The following is a 13,750-nucleotide window of genomic DNA, read 5'->3' on the forward strand; positions in this document are numbered from 1 at the left end:
GACCTACACGTCCGGGCCGCCGCGGCGGTGGTTGGTGGCGGCTACGTGCCGCGTGCGTCAGAGGCGCTCGGGCGTCCTGATGCCCAGCAGCGCCATGCCCTGGTGGAGGGTGCGCGCGGTCAGGTCGGTCAGGAAGAGGCGGTTCTCGACGGTGGCCGCGTCCGGCGCCTTCAGCACCGGGCACTGGTCGTAGAAGCCGGTGAACAGCGTCGCCAGGCCGTAGAGGTAGGCGGCCAGCTTGTGCGGCTCGTACGTCTCGGCGACCTGCGCGAGGGTCTCGCCGAACTCGTCCAGGTGCAGCCCGAGCGCCCGCTCGGCCGGTGCCAGCGCCAGCTCGGGGTGCGGCACCGGGCCGCCCGCGCCCTGCTCGGCCGCCTTGCGGAGGATCGAGCGCGTCCGGGCGTAGGCGTACTGGAGATAGACGCTGGTGTCGCCCTGGAGGGAGACCATGCGGTCGAGATCGAAGACGTAGTCCCGGGTCATCGAGTTCGAGAGGTCCGCGTACTTCACGGCCCCGATGCCGACCTGCTCGCCGTTGGCGGTGATCTCCTCCTCGGTGAGGCCGAGCTTCTCGCTCTTCTCCCGCACCACCGCCGTCGCACGGCCGATCGCCTCGTCCAGCAGATCCACCAGCCGGACCGTCTCGCCCTCACGGGTCTTGAACGGCTTGCCGTCCTTGCCCAGCACCGTGCCGAACGGGAGCTGCCTGGCCGCGCCCTCAGGGAGCCATCCGGCCCGCTGCGCCGTCTCGAAGACCATCCGGAAGTGCAGCGCCTGCCGCGCGTCCACCACGTAGAGCAGCGTGTCCGCGTGCAGCGTGCCCACGCGGTCCCGGATGGCGGCGAGGTCCGTGGCCGCGTAGCCGAAGCCGCCGTTGGACTTCTGGACGATCAGCGGGGTCGGGGTGCCGTCCTGGCCCTTGACGTCGTCGAAGAAGACGCACAGCGCGCCGTCCGAGCGGACGGCGATACCGGACTCCTCCAGCTCCTTGACGACGTTCATGAGGTCGTCGTTGTAGGCGCTCTCGCCGACGACGTCCTCGTCCCGGATCTCGACGTCCAGCTTTTCGTAGACCCCCTGGAAGTAGGTCTTCGACTCGTCCACGATCTTGTGCCAGAGGGCGAGCGTCTCCTCGTCACCGGCCTGGAGCAGCACGACCCGGTCCCGGGCGCGGCCCTTGAACTCCTCGTCGGAGTCGAAGACGGCGCGTGACGCCTTGTAGAGCCGGTTCAGCCGGGCCATGGCGGCCTCGCCCTCGTCCCCGGCGGCGGCGTCGGAGGCGTGGTCCAGCTCGTGCGGATGCTCGATCAGGTACTGGATCAGCATCCCGAACTGCGTGCCCCAGTCGCCGATGTGGTGGCGCCGGATCACGGTCTCGCCCTGGTGCTCCAGGATCTGCACGATCGCGTCGCCGATGACCGTGGACCGCAGGTGTCCGACGTGCATCTCCTTGGCCACGTTCGGCTGGGAGTAGTCGATCACCGTCGTGCCCGGGTTCTCCGCGACGGGCACGCCGAGCCGCTCGTCCTCGTAGCGCGCGGCGAGGGTGCGCAGGATCGCCGCGTCGGCCACGGTGATGTTCAGGAAGCCGGGGCCAGAGACCTCGATGTCCTTGATCGCCTCGTTCTCCCCGCCCGACGGCAGCGCGTCCACGACCTTGGCGGCCAGCTCGCGCGGGTTGCCCTTGAGCTTCTTGGCGAGGGCCAGCAGACCGTTCGCCTGGAAGTCGGCCCGGTCGCTTCGGCGCAGCAACGGATCAGCGGAAGCAGCCTCCGGCAGGGCAGCCGAGAGGGCGTCCACGACGCGCTGGTGGACCGTGGCGGCGAGAGAAGGGACCGAGGCCATGGAGAGCTAACCGTTCCGTAGGGGCGTCTTGGGATGCCGCCAGTATCCCACGGCACCGCCACCGGTTTTCGGGATGGGAGAATGGGGCCGCCTTATCAGGAGCGTAGAGAGAAGGAAGTGCCGGACGTGGTTCAGACCACCCCCGAGGCCGACTGGGTCTCCCGTATCGCCGATGACGTCATCGCCGAGGCGGAGCGTCGCGCCCCGGGCAAAGCGGTCGTCTGCGCCTCCGGGCTCTCCCCCTCGGGCCCCATCCACCTGGGCAACCTGCGCGAGGTGATGGTCCCGCACCTGGTCGCCGACGAGATCAAGCGGCGCGGCATCCCCTGCGTGCACCTGCTCTCCTGGGACGACTACGACCGCTTCCGCAAGGTCCCCGCCGGGGTCGAGGGCGTCGACGAGTCCTGGAACGAGCACATCGGCAAGCCCCTCACCTCCGTCCCCGCGCCGCGCGGCAGCGCGCACGGGAACTGGGCCGAGCACTTCAGGGCGGCCATGGCCGCCTCGCTGGACGAGCTGGGCGTGGAGTACCACGGCATCAGCCAGACGGAGCAGTACACCTCGGGCACCTACCGCGAGCAGATCCTCTTCGCGATGCGCGAGCGCGCCCGTATCGACGAGGTCCTGGGCCGGTACCGCACCAAGGACAAGACCGCGGGCAAGAAGCCTCAGCAGAAGCAGCAGAAGCCGCTGGACGAGGCCGAGATCGAGGCCGCCGAGGGCTCCGGCGCGGCGGGCGAGGAGGACGGCGCGGGCGCGGCGGGCGGCGAGTACTACCCGTACAAGCCGTACTGCACCGTCTGTGAGCGCGACGTCACCACCGTCACCTCGTACGACGACGAGACCACCGAGCTGTCCTACACCTGCCAGTGCGGCCACGGCGAGACCGTGCTGCTCGACTCCTTCGACCACGGCAAGCTCGTGTGGAAGGTCGACTGGCCGATGCGCTGGGCGTACGAGGGCGTCGTCTTCGAGCCCTCCGGCGTCGACCACCAGTCGCCCGGCTCGTCCTTCGTGGTCGGCGGCCAGCTCGTGAAGGAGATCTTCGGCGGGCTCCAGCCCATCGGCCCGATGTACGCCTTCGTCGGCATCAGCGGCATGGCCAAGATGTCCTCCTCCAAGGGCGGCGTGCCCACCCCGGCCGACGCGCTCCAGATCATGGAGGCCCCGCTGCTGCGCTGGCTCTACGCGCGCCGCAAGCCGAACCAGTCCTTCAAGGTCGCCTTCGACCAGGAGATCCAGCGCACCTACGACGAGTGGGACGCCCTCCACAAGAAGATCGGCGACGGCAAGGCCCAGCCCGCCGACGTCGCCGCGCACCTGCGCGCCGCCACCACGGCCGCTGGCCCGCTGCCGACGACGCCGCGCCCGCTCCCGTACCGCACCCTCGCCTCCGTCGCGGACATCACCGCGGGCAACGACGAGCAGACCCTGCGCATCCTGAGCGAGCTGGACCCTGAGCACCCGGTCGGCTCGCTGGAGGAGGTCAGGCCGCGGCTCGACCGCGCGCAGCGCTGGATCGCCACCCAGGTGCCCGAGGAGCAGCGCACGCGGGTGCGCGAGGAGCCGGACGCCGAGCTGCTGGGCTCGCTCGACGAGGAGCAGCGCGAGTCGCTGCGGCTGCTGCTGGAGGGCCTGGAGGACCACTGGTCGCTGGACGGGCTGACCCAGCTCGTCTACGGGGTGCCGAAGGTACGCGCCGGGTTCGACCCGGATGCCAAGCCCACCCCGGAGCTGAAGACGGCGCAGCGCTCCTTCTTCGCGCTGCTCTACAAGCTGCTGGTCGGCGGCGACACCGGGCCCAGGCTGCCCACGCTGCTGCTGGCCGTCGGCGCTGACCGGGTGCGGAAGCTGCTCGGGGGCTGAGGACGGACGGGGGTCTCGCGGGTCAGCCCGCGAGGCCCATCTCGGTGTTGTAGCGCTCGCGGAATTCGCGGAGGTAGCCGCGCAGGTAGCCCTCGCTCAGCAGGCTGCCGTCCGCGTTGGCGACGCCGTGGCTGTCGTGGAGGACGCGTGAGAGCTGCCGGGCCGTCGGGAAGCTGCCCTGTGCGGCGACGAACTCGCGGTAGACGGCGAAGTAGAAGTCCTCGCGGGGCATGCCGTCGGGGATGTTGACCGGGTCGGCGTCCGGCTCGACGTACGGCTCGGGTGCGGGAGCGGGTGCGGGAGCGGGTGCCGGTGCCGGTGCCGGTGCCGGTGCGGGTGCTGGGGCCTGCGCGGCCGAGGGCGGCTCGGGTTCCGGTACGGCGCCCGGCTCCTGGGACTGCGCCCGCTGCGGCGGTACGTACGCGGTGGCGCCGGAACCGCCGTTGACGGGGGCGCTGGCGTTGCCGAGCGCGCGGCGCCTGCCGGGGCCGACGGGGACGGTGACCTGGGCGCCGCCCGGACCGCCGTCGGCCGCCGCGTACACCGGTGCTGGCGCGTCCCCGGCGGGCTCCTGGCCCTGCGGCTGCGGCTGGTCCTGCGTCAGGCGCGGGTCCTGGGGGTGGGGTTGGGCCTGGTCCTGGCCCTGGAACCGGTCCTGGCCCTGGTCCTGGGCCTGTGACCCGTCCTGGGCCTGCGCCTCGAACCGGTCCCGGCCCTGAGCCCGGCCCTGGTCCTTCGTCAGGTCAGGGCCCTGGCCCGGTATGTGCTCCGGCACGCCCCCCGCAGGGCCCGTCTCCGTGTCCGGTTCAACGTCAGCGCCCCGCGCGGGCCCGGTCAGCTCCGGCCTGGACCCGCTCCCGTAGCCGCCCTGCACCGCCCGCTGTTCGACGGTGATCCCCGCAGCGGCCAGCCCGGAGGGCGCCGTCTCCGCGAGCGGTATCCCGTAGCGGGCCAGCTTCAGCGGCATCAGCGACTCCACCGGGGCCTTGCGCCGCCAGGTCCGCCCGTAACGGGCGCGCAGCCGCGCCTCGTAGACGAGGCGGTCCTGCTCCATGCGGATGACCTCGTCGTAGCTGCGCAGCTCCCACAGCTTCATGCGCCGCCACAGCCGGAAGGTGGAGGGGAAGGCGAGCAGCCAGCGCGAGACGCGGACGCCCTCCATGTGGCGGTCGGCCGTGATGTCGGCGATGCGGCCGATCGCGTGCCGTGCCGCCTCGACGGCGACGACGAACAGGACCGGGATCACCGCGTGCATCCCGACGCCCAGCGGATCGGGCCACGCGGCGGCGCCGTTGAAGGCGATGGTGGCCGCCGTCAGCAGCCAGGCCGTCTGGCGCAGCAGCGGGAAGGGGATGCGGATCCAGGTCAGCAGCAGATCCAGGGCGAGCAGGACGACGATGCCCGCGTCGATCCCGATGGGGAAGAAGGGCGCGAAGTTCCCGAAGCCCTTCTTCTCGGCCAGATCGCGCACCGCTGCGTACGACCCGGCGAAGCCGATCGCGGCGATGACCACGGCACCGGCGACGACCACCCCGATGAGTATGCGGTGTGTTCGTGTGAGCTGTACGGCCTGCACTGGGTTTGTCCCCCACCCTCGGAAACTGGCGGCGCACCAGACTCGCACACGCGTCAAGCCGTCACGCGCCCGGAGCCCGGCTCCCCTCCCGGAAGAGGGGCGCCGGGCTCCGGGGCCGTACCGTTCGAGCAGTTCGGGCGGAGGGCGGACGGTCCGTCACTTGATGGACTTGATGACTTCCTTGGCCGCCTTCTCCGCCTTCTTCTTCAGGTCGTCGGCGCTGGGCGTCTTGCCGTCCTCGAAACCGGCGCCCTCGTAGTCCACGACCACGACGACGTTCGCGGTGCGCGCGACCAGCCGCTCCTCGCGGAACTCCTCGGACTTGCCCTTGTCGTCCTTCTTCTTCAGCTCGTAGGTGAGGGACGTGGCGGCGTCGCCGACGCCGTCGACGTTGGCCGACTTGACGCCCTTGTTGTCCTTGTTGTCCTTCACCTCGTCGATCTGCTGCTGCATATGACCCTCGGCGAGCTTGTTGCCCGTGCCGCGCGCCGTGTCCGAGTCGAACCGCTTCATCGAGACCGTGAGCTGCCGGTAGTCGTACTTGTCCAGCCCGCTCCACAGGCAACTGCCCGAGTCGCTGGTGTCACCGGTGCCGATCCGCTTGCCCGCCTCGTTGTCGGTCTTGGGCGTCAGCTCCTTGACCGTGTCCTTGGAGAGGGTCTTGCACGCGTCCGGCAGCTCCTTGTACTTCGCGGGGGCCGCGCTGGGCGCCTCGCTCTTGGAGGCCGACGGACTGGCCGACTCCTCGCCGCTGTCGGAGTCCGAGGAGCAGCCGGCGACCAGCAGGACGGGGAGAGCCACTGCTGCGCAGGCGAGCGTCCGTGCGAGACGCGGCGCGCTTCGCGGGGATTTTCGGTGCATGGTTCCTTCGACGTGCATGGTTCCTTCGCTTCCAGGCTGTCGGCAGAGCTTCGTGCGGCTCTGAGTGCTCGGTGCTCTGTGCTCGGTGCTCTGTGTTCGTGAGTGTGGGGGCGGGATCCTCCCGGACGGCACGGTACGTGCACGCTACGCGGCCGATGGCCCATTGCGGGCGATTCGTGGCGCCCCCCACAGTGTGTGTCAGTTGTCGCTGAAGTGCTCGGCAAGCTCTCGTGCGACACTCTGGGCCTTTTCCTGAAGCTCGGCGCTGTCGGGCAGGCGGCGCTTGTCGGTCACCCACTGGTCGTACTCGACGGTGGCGATCACGTTCGCCGTGCGGAAGACGAGCGTGATGTCCCGGTGCACGCCCGAGTCCGCCGTGTCGAGCTGGTCGTCGATGTACGCGGTGTCGCCGATGCCGGTGAGGACGCGGGGGGAGAGGTCGTCGCCGGGGGAGGGGGAGCCCGCGTCCTCGTCCTCGGCGGTCCGCTCCTCGTCCTCGCTCTTGTCCGCGTCCGGGTCCGTGCTCTTGTGGGAGGAGGACGAAGAGGGGGGGGAGGGGGAGGCCGATCCGCTGTCGGACTTCTCACTGTCCGCGCCGGAGTCCTCCCCGGAGCCGTCGCCGTCGCTGCCGCTGTCGGCGTCCGACTCGGCCGAGGGGGAGCCGGAGGCCGGGATGTCGGCCTTGGCCGCCTTCTCGTCGTAGAGCATCTCGGCCTGCTCGTCGTCGCTTATGGCCGGGTCGTAGGAGACCACGCGCTCCATGTTGACGGTGAGATGCCGGGTGCCCAGCGTCGTCGCGCTCTTCCAGCGGCAGCCGACGCGGCGGTCGGTGTCGTACGTCACCGTCGGCTCGCCCTCGTACGGGGAGGCGCTGGGGTTCGCGTCGCCGCTGCCGGTCTCCTCGCCCTCGGCGCCTGGCAGCAGCTTCTTCAGCGTGCTCGTGTCCACGGCGCCGCAGGGCTCGGGGAGGGTGCGGTACTTGCCCGGGGGCGCGGCGGCGGTGGAGGTGCTGGCCCCGCCCGGCTTGGTGTCGTCGCCGCCGTCCTCACCGGAGGAGCCCGTGCAGGCCGTGAGCCCCCCGGCCAAGGTGAGGGCCAACGCGGCGCTGGTGACACATGTCCTTGCCCTCCGCTGCACTGCCCGGCCTCCGGCTCCAGTCGAAAACGTGTTGTCGCCGCCAGGGGGCGACGGAACACAATGTCTACCGCACGCACCACGCGGCCGTCCGGTCCGCCGGTGCCTATGTTGCGCGAAGTCCGTCTTTTCCGTTTGCCGGTGAACGGCGTGGCTTCTTGTGCTTTGTTCGTGGTTGACGGGGGAGATGAGCGAGTATGGCGTACACGGAGGTAGCCGGGGCCCGGGTCCCGATCCGGATGTGGGCGGACCCGTCCACGGTCGAGGACGGCGCCATGCAGCAGCTCCGCAATGTCACCACGCTGCCCTGGATCAAGGGCCTCGCGGTGATGCCGGACGTGCACTACGGCAAGGGAGCGACGGTCGGCTCGGTCATCGCGATGCGGGGCGCGGTCTGTCCCGCCGCCGTCGGGGTGGACATCGGCTGCGGCATGTCGGCGGTCAAGACCTCCCTCACCGCGAACGACCTCCCCGGCGATCTGTCCAGGCTCCGCTCGAAGATCGAGCAGACCATCCCTGTGGGCAGGGGCATGCACGACGAGCCCGTCGACCCGGGCCGTCTGCACGGCTTCCAGACCGCTCACTGGGACGGCTTCTGGGTGCGCTTCCAGGGCGTGGCCGAGGCCGTCAAGTTCCGTGAGGAGCGGGCGGCCAAGCAGATGGGGTCCCTGGGCTCCGGGAATCACTTCATTGAAGTTTGTACGGATTCCGCGGGTGCCGTCTGGCTGATGCTCCACTCCGGCTCCCGGAACATCGGCAAGGAACTGGCCGAGTTCCACATCGGCGAGGCGCGCAAGCTCCCGCACAACCAGGGCCTGGTCGACCGCGATCTCGCCGTCTTCGTCGCGGACACCCCGCAGATGGCGGCCTACCGGCACGACCTGTTCTGGGCGCAGGAGTACGCGAAGCACAACCGCGCCGTGATGATGGGGCTGCTCCAGGACGTCGTACGCAAGGAGTTCAAGAAGGCGAAGCCGGTCTTCGAGGAGGTCATCTCCTGCCACCACAACTACGTGGCGGAGGAGCGTTACGAGGGGACGGACATGCTCGTCACCCGCAAGGGCGCGATCCGCGCGGGCAGCGGCGAGTTCGGCATCATCCCCGGCTCGATGGGCACCGGCTCGTACATCGTGAAGGGCCTCGGCAACGCCGACTCCTTCCAGTCCGCCTCGCACGGCGCGGGCCGGAAGATGAGCCGCAACGCCGCGAAGAAGCGCTTCTCCGCGCGCGATCTGGAGGAGCAGACGCGCGGGGTGGAGTGCCGCAAGGACGCGGGTGTCGTGGACGAGATCCCGGGCGCGTACAAGCCGATCGAGAAGGTGATCGACCAGCAGCGCGATCTCGTGGAGGTCGTGGCGAAGCTGAAGCAGGTCGTCTGCGTGAAGGGCTGAGAGGGAGCGGGACGGGGAGGGTGGAGGGGTCCGGCCCCTCCACCCTCCCCGTCGCCCCTGCCCCTGATTGCCGTGCCCCGCCCTCAACTCCCGCGCGGCGCGTACATGATGAGGGCCACTCCCGCGAGGCAGACCAGTGCTCCCGTCACGTCCCAGCGGTCCGGGCGGAAGCCGTCGACAGCCATCGCCCAGGCCAGGGAACCGGCGACGAAGACGCCCCCGTACGCCGCGAGGATGCGGCCGAAGTGGGCGTCGGGCTGGAGGGTGGCGACGAAGCCGTAGGCGCCGAGGGCCAGGACGCCCGCGCCGATCCAGGCCCAGCCACGGTGTTCCCGTACGCCCTGCCAGACGAGCCAGGCGCCGCCGATCTCCAGCAGGGCCGCGAGCAGGAACAGGGTGGCGGACCTGGCGAACAGCATGCCCGCAGGTTACGCGGCCGTGCCCGCCCAGGTGGCGAGCGCCTGGCGCAGCCCGCCCTGCTCGGGGTGGTCGGCGGCCCAGGCGACATGGCCGTCGGGGCGGATGAGCAGGGTGCGGCCGGTGTTGCGGGGCGAGGCGGCGCGCAGCGTCGTCCGCAGGACGCGGTCGCCGTAGCCGTCCGCCGCCCCGGTGTCCGCCGCCCCGGTGTCCGCGCCGTCCGGCCCGTGGCGCCGTTCCGGGGTGACCAGGACGAACCGGCCGCCGCGCAGCAGCTCGTACAGGCGCCCTTCGGCCAGCGCGAGGTCGGGCACGCGCCTGCCGGTCAGGGGGTGGGAGCCGCGCGGCGCCGGGTAGTCGATGCCGATGCCGGAGACGGTGCGGATGCCACGGTCGGCGAGCGGGCGCACGCGGTTGATCAGCCCGGCCACCGTCGAGCGGACCGCGCGGCCCGGACCCGAGCCCGCCAGGGCGAGCCGGAGAACGGCGCCGCTGGTGCGCAGGACGAGGGCGCCGACGGGGTGGCGCTCACCCTCGTACGTGTCCAGCAGCGCGTCCCCGGCGTGCCCGCCGAGCACGGCCGCCAGCTTCCAGCCGAGGTTGGCGGCGTCCTGGAGCCCCGTGTTCATGCCCATGCCACCGGCGGGGGAGTGGACGTGCGCCGCGTCGCCCGCGAGGAAGACGCGCCCGACGCGGTACGCGGGCGCCTGCCGTTCGTCGCTGTGGAAGCGGGACATCCAGCGCGCGTCGTGCATGCCGTAGTCCGTGCCGAAGGCGCCACGGGCGATGGCGCGTACCTCCTCCATGTCGACGGGCGCGCTGTCGGGGAACTGGCGGTCGCGGCTCCAGCCGATGACGCGGTGCCAGCCGTCGCCGAAGGTGCCGATGACGGCGAAGGCGTCCCTGGAAGCGTTGACGGCGAACGGGGAGTCAGGGGCCTGGGCGAGCCTGACGTCGGCGAGGACGATGGAGCGCAGCGCCGACCTGCCGGGGAAGGGGAGGCCGATGGCCTCGCGGACGGAGCTGTGGACCCCGTCGGTGCCGACGAGATAGCGGGCGCGCAGCACGCCGGCACGGGCGTCGGCGTCGGCATCGGCTTCCGCTTCCGCGCCGGTGAGGACGTCCACCTCGACGCCCTCGCCGTTCTGACGCAGCCCGCGCATCCGCGTCCCGTACAGGAAGGTGACGCCCGCCTTGCGGGCCCGGCGCTCCAGGAGCTGTTCCACCTCGTACTGCGGGGTGACCAGCACATAGGGGAAGCGCGAGTGCAGGCGCGTCGGGTCGAGCGTGGCGTGGCCGAAGAGCCGCAGCTTCTCGATGGGGTGGCCCCGCTCGGCCAGTTCGTCGGCGAGGCCGCGCGCGTCGAACTGCTCCATGGTGCGGGCGTGCACGACGAGGGCGCGGGAGAGGTTGCTGATGGTGTCCGCACGCCGCTCGACGAGGCCGACGGCGTGCCCCGCCTCCGCCAGGTCACCGGCGAGCAGCAGGCCGGTCGGCCCCGCGCCGACGACGAGCACGTCGTACGTGTCGCGCGTGCCGTGTGAGCTGCGCGAGCCGTCGTGCCGCTCGGGCTCAGGGGTGCGGTTCATGGCTGCCTCCTCGGATCGGCCGCGCCGCCTGGTGGGCCGCGGGGTCGAGGTCGGGATCAGGATCTGGGTCAACAAGTGTTGGTCAACGCTTGTTGGCAAGAGTAGGAGCGCGTGCATGGCGCGTCAACAGGTGTTGGCCTACTGTTGTTGGCATGGATCCAGATCCGGCCACCCCCACCCCGCCCCCCGCCCCGGAGCCCGCCCCCGCGCCGCCCCGCCGCTCCGACGCCACCCGCGCCGCGATCCTCGATGCGGCCCGCGACCGCTTCGCCGCCGACGGCTACGACCGCGCCACCATCCGCGCCATCGCCCGCGACGCGGGCATCGACCCGTCGATGGTGATGCGCTACTACGGCAACAAGGAGGGCCTCTTCGCCGCCGCCTCCGCCGTCGAGCTGGGCCTGCCCGACGCCTCCACGGTGGCGCGCGAGGAGGCGGGCGAGCGGGTGGTGCGGCACTTCCTGAGCCGCTGGGAGGTCGACGAGACGCTGAACGCGATGCTCCGCGTCGGTGTCACCAACGACGCGGGCAGGGAGCGGCTGCGGTCCGTCTTCCAGGACCAGGTGGAGCCGCTGTTCGTGGCGCTCTCCCCGGAACGGGACAAGGAGGCCGCCGTGCGCCGCGCCGCGCTCGCCGCCTCGCAGATCCTGGGCCTGGCGCTGGTCCGCTACGTGATGCGGCTGCCGCCCGCCGTGGCGCTGACCCACGACGAGGTCGTGGCCTGGCTGGCGCCGACGATCCAGCGCTATCTGACGGCGGAGGGGCCGGAAGCGGAACTCTGACGAGTCCGGCGGGGCGGCGCGCGCGGGGAAGGGGCCCGCACGGGCCCGCATGCGAAAGGCCCCTCCCGTGGGAGGGGCCCGTCGCGCCGCGCGCTCAGCAGTCGTCGGGTGCGGTCTTGCCCGCGAAGCGGTCGCCGAGCCAGGCGACGACGTCGTTCACGGCCTGGTTGTCGGCCAGCAGATGCTCGCCCGGGTAGAGCTTCCACGTGGTGGGGATCTTCGCCTGGCAGTACGCGGCCCGCGTCGCGTCCTCCGTCTCGGTGGGGATCACCTCGTCGGCCAGACCCCGGTACTGGAGGACGGGGAAGCCGATCTCGTGCTTCGCGCCCGAGCCCGCGGGGCCGACGCCGACACCGAGCTTCTGCGCGTCGACGACCTCGCCCCACGTCTTCCCGTCGGTCCCCTTGAGCGCGTAGATCTCGTCCAGGGTGTAGCCCTCGGTCGTGAAGTTCTCCAGCTTCTGGAACGGGAACCCGGTCAGCGTGCCCACGAGGCAGACGGACTTGGCCTTCGCCACCGCGTCCCTGCCCTGCTGGTTCAGCAGCCCGTCGAAGGGCATGGCCGGATACGCGGCGGCGAGCCCGATCACCGCGTCGGCCAGGAAGCCCGCGAACGCCTGGCCGTTGAGCGCCTTCGCGACCACCTTCAGATCCCCTGGCACGCCGCCGGACGCGTCGCCGACGATGTTCAGCTCGGGCGCGTACGCCTTGGCGAGCTGCACCGCCCACAGGCTGGCCGAGCCGCCCTCCGAGTAGCCCCAGAGGCCGACCTTGGTCTTCTTGTCCAGCCCGCTGCCGGGGACGTTGGGCGCGGCCCGCGCGATGTCGAGCAGCGCGTGGCCCGCGTCGGTGCCCGCGACGTACGGGTGCGTCCTGCCCTTGAGGTACCCGGCGCCGTCGGTGGCGGCCACCGCGTAACCGGCCTTGAGGGAGGCGGCGATGTTGTCGCCCTCGTACATGTCCTGGAACTGGCCAGCGAGCTGCTTGGAGAACGCGCACTGCTGGCCCAGGCCCAGGGTGCCGGGGTTGAAGGCCACGACGGGACGGGTGCCGGGCCCCTTCCAGGCCGCCCTGGGCACGGCGACGGTGCCGGAGACGGCGACCGGCCTGCCCGCGTTGTCCTTCGAGGCGTACTGGACCTTCCAGGCCGTCATGTCGATGTTGCCGGGCACGTGGGGCAGCGTGACCTGGCGGCAGGAGATGACCTCACCGGGCGTGCCGGGGACGTTCTGGGGCGGTGTGTAGATCTGGTCGTCGCTCGCCTCGCAGCTCTGGGCCGCGGTCGCCGCGCTCGTCGTATCCGCCGCGCCCGTCGCGTCCGAGGCGTTCGCCCGCGGGGCCTCCTGGGCGTTCGCGGTCACCCCCGTCGCGCTCAGCCCGCCGCCCAGCACGGCTGCCGCGCCGAGCACCGCCAGCCATTTCCCTCTTCTGCTCCTCGCCCTCACCAATGCTCATCCCTTCGCGATGGGTGCGCTTACGCCGGCCAATGACGGCGGTGACGCTACGGACGGGCCGAGGGAGCCGATAGTTATTCAACTGAGTGTCAACAACGCGGGAGTTGTGGCAGGTGAGCAGGCCACGGGTCCGGACCTCGCCGGTGTCCCGCGCGTTCCACGCACAGAGAACGGGGTGAGGTGCGCTCATCACCTCGGTCTTCACCCATACGGAGGAAATGACATGCGGTGTTATGCGCTGAATCGTCTCTGCGCTGGGGTCGTCAGCGCAGGTCCCGTAGCCTGCAAAACCTCAGGCCCCAGCCCCCGGCCGTCTGCGCGCCGCACCGCGACCACGTTCGGCATTCAGGCCAGGAGCCTTGCCCATGACCGCCATCCTCCATCACGCCGGTCCTCACCACGATGCGTACTGGCTGGTGAAAGCCGCCGGTGAACTCGACATCGCCACTCTCCCCCTGCTGGAGCACGATCTCCACGCGGCCCTGGTGCGTCCCGCCGTGCCGCGGCTGATCATCGATCTGCGCCCCGTCACCTTCCTGGACTGCGCGGGCCTCGGCCTGCTGTGCCGCGTCAGGGGCCGGGTGCGGCGGCGCGAGGGCTGGCTGCGGCTGGTCTACGCGGCACCGGCGGCCGTCCGGCTCTTCGCCTACGCCGGTCTCACGAGCGCCTTCCCCGCCCACGCCTCGGTCGACGACGCGCTCCGGGGCATCCCCTCGGCGGCCCATGACGCGGATCAGGCGGGCGGAAGGGGCGGAACGGGCGGGCGCGGCGGCCCTGGGCGCATGGGCGGTGCGTGGGGCGGCTGGAGCGGGGCGGGCGGCGAGGGGCGCTGAGCC

The 13,750-nt window shown here is 71.5% G+C and carries 11 protein-coding genes; 4 read left to right on the forward strand and 7 right to left on the reverse strand.

Going from position 1 to position 13,750, the window contains the following annotated elements; genetic code table 11:
• Window positions 1-57 precede the first annotated feature (57 nt).
• Window positions 58-1,845 (reverse strand): arginine--tRNA ligase, encoded by a 1,788-nt coding sequence (gene argS, locus ACWGJ2_RS32750; protein WP_453349946.1) that lies wholly within the window; start codon window positions 1,843-1,845, stop codon window positions 58-60.
• An 81-nt stretch (window positions 1,846-1,926) separates the two neighbouring features.
• Here argS and lysS point away from each other — a divergent pair, with 81 nt between their 5' ends.
• Window positions 1,927-3,711, forward strand: coding sequence for a lysine--tRNA ligase (gene lysS / locus ACWGJ2_RS32755; protein WP_453349947.1), 1,785 nt, complete (start codon window positions 1,927-1,929; stop codon window positions 3,709-3,711).
• A 22-nt stretch (window positions 3,712-3,733) separates the two neighbouring features.
• On the opposite strand, the gene ACWGJ2_RS32760 is transcribed toward lysS, so the two are convergent.
• The 3 genes from ACWGJ2_RS32760 to ACWGJ2_RS32770 all read right to left on the reverse strand — a co-directional run bounded on the left by ACWGJ2_RS32760 (window position 3,734) and on the right by ACWGJ2_RS32770 (window position 7,246).
• On the reverse strand, window positions 3,734-5,242 hold the full coding sequence (locus tag ACWGJ2_RS32760; protein WP_453349948.1) for a DUF2637 domain-containing protein: 1,509 nt from the start codon (window positions 5,240-5,242) through the stop codon (window positions 3,734-3,736).
• A gap of 201 nt (window positions 5,243-5,443) precedes the next feature.
• The gene (locus ACWGJ2_RS32765) at window positions 5,444-6,088 is read right to left on the reverse strand and encodes a DUF3558 family protein (protein WP_453349949.1); all 645 of its coding nucleotides are present in this window, start codon (window positions 6,086-6,088) and stop codon (window positions 5,444-5,446) included.
• A 258-nt stretch (window positions 6,089-6,346) separates the two neighbouring features.
• Window positions 6,347-7,246, reverse strand: coding sequence for a hypothetical protein (locus tag ACWGJ2_RS32770; protein ID WP_453349950.1), 900 nt, complete (start codon window positions 7,244-7,246; stop codon window positions 6,347-6,349).
• A 233-nt stretch (window positions 7,247-7,479) separates the two neighbouring features.
• Here ACWGJ2_RS32770 and ACWGJ2_RS32775 point away from each other — a divergent pair, with 233 nt between their 5' ends.
• Entirely contained in the window at window positions 7,480-8,673 is a 1,194-nt protein-coding gene (locus tag ACWGJ2_RS32775) for an RtcB family protein (protein ID WP_453349951.1), read from the forward strand.
• Between the two features lie 83 nt (window positions 8,674-8,756).
• Here ACWGJ2_RS32775 and ACWGJ2_RS32780 read toward each other — a convergent pair whose 3' ends face one another.
• Together ACWGJ2_RS32780 and ACWGJ2_RS32785 are read right to left on the reverse strand one after the other, a co-directional pair.
• On the reverse strand, window positions 8,757-9,092 hold the full coding sequence (locus ACWGJ2_RS32780) for a YnfA family protein (protein WP_453349952.1): 336 nt from the start codon (window positions 9,090-9,092) through the stop codon (window positions 8,757-8,759).
• A gap of 9 nt (window positions 9,093-9,101) precedes the next feature.
• The gene (locus ACWGJ2_RS32785; RefSeq protein ID WP_453349953.1) at window positions 9,102-10,679 is read right to left on the reverse strand and encodes an FAD-dependent monooxygenase; all 1,578 of its coding nucleotides are present in this window, start codon (window positions 10,677-10,679) and stop codon (window positions 9,102-9,104) included.
• A 152-nt stretch (window positions 10,680-10,831) separates the two neighbouring features.
• Here ACWGJ2_RS32785 and ACWGJ2_RS32790 point away from each other — a divergent pair, with 152 nt between their 5' ends.
• Window positions 10,832-11,461, forward strand: a complete 630-nt coding sequence (locus ACWGJ2_RS32790) for a TetR/AcrR family transcriptional regulator (protein WP_453349954.1) — start codon at window positions 10,832-10,834, stop codon at window positions 11,459-11,461.
• Between the two features lie 94 nt (window positions 11,462-11,555).
• On the opposite strand, the gene ACWGJ2_RS32795 is transcribed toward ACWGJ2_RS32790, so the two are convergent.
• A complete protein-coding gene (locus ACWGJ2_RS32795) occupies window positions 11,556-12,821 on the reverse strand; it encodes a lipase family protein (RefSeq protein WP_453349984.1) in 1,266 nt (421 codons plus the stop codon).
• Window positions 12,822-13,279: 458 nt separating this feature from the next.
• Between ACWGJ2_RS32795 and ACWGJ2_RS32800 the strand changes: the two genes are divergently transcribed.
• A complete protein-coding gene (locus ACWGJ2_RS32800) occupies window positions 13,280-13,747 on the forward strand; it encodes an anti-sigma factor antagonist (RefSeq protein WP_453349955.1) in 468 nt (155 codons plus the stop codon).
• The last annotated feature ends 3 nt before the right edge of the window (window positions 13,748-13,750 follow it).

It is taken from the genome of Streptomyces sp. NPDC054796 (genome assembly GCF_053611545.1).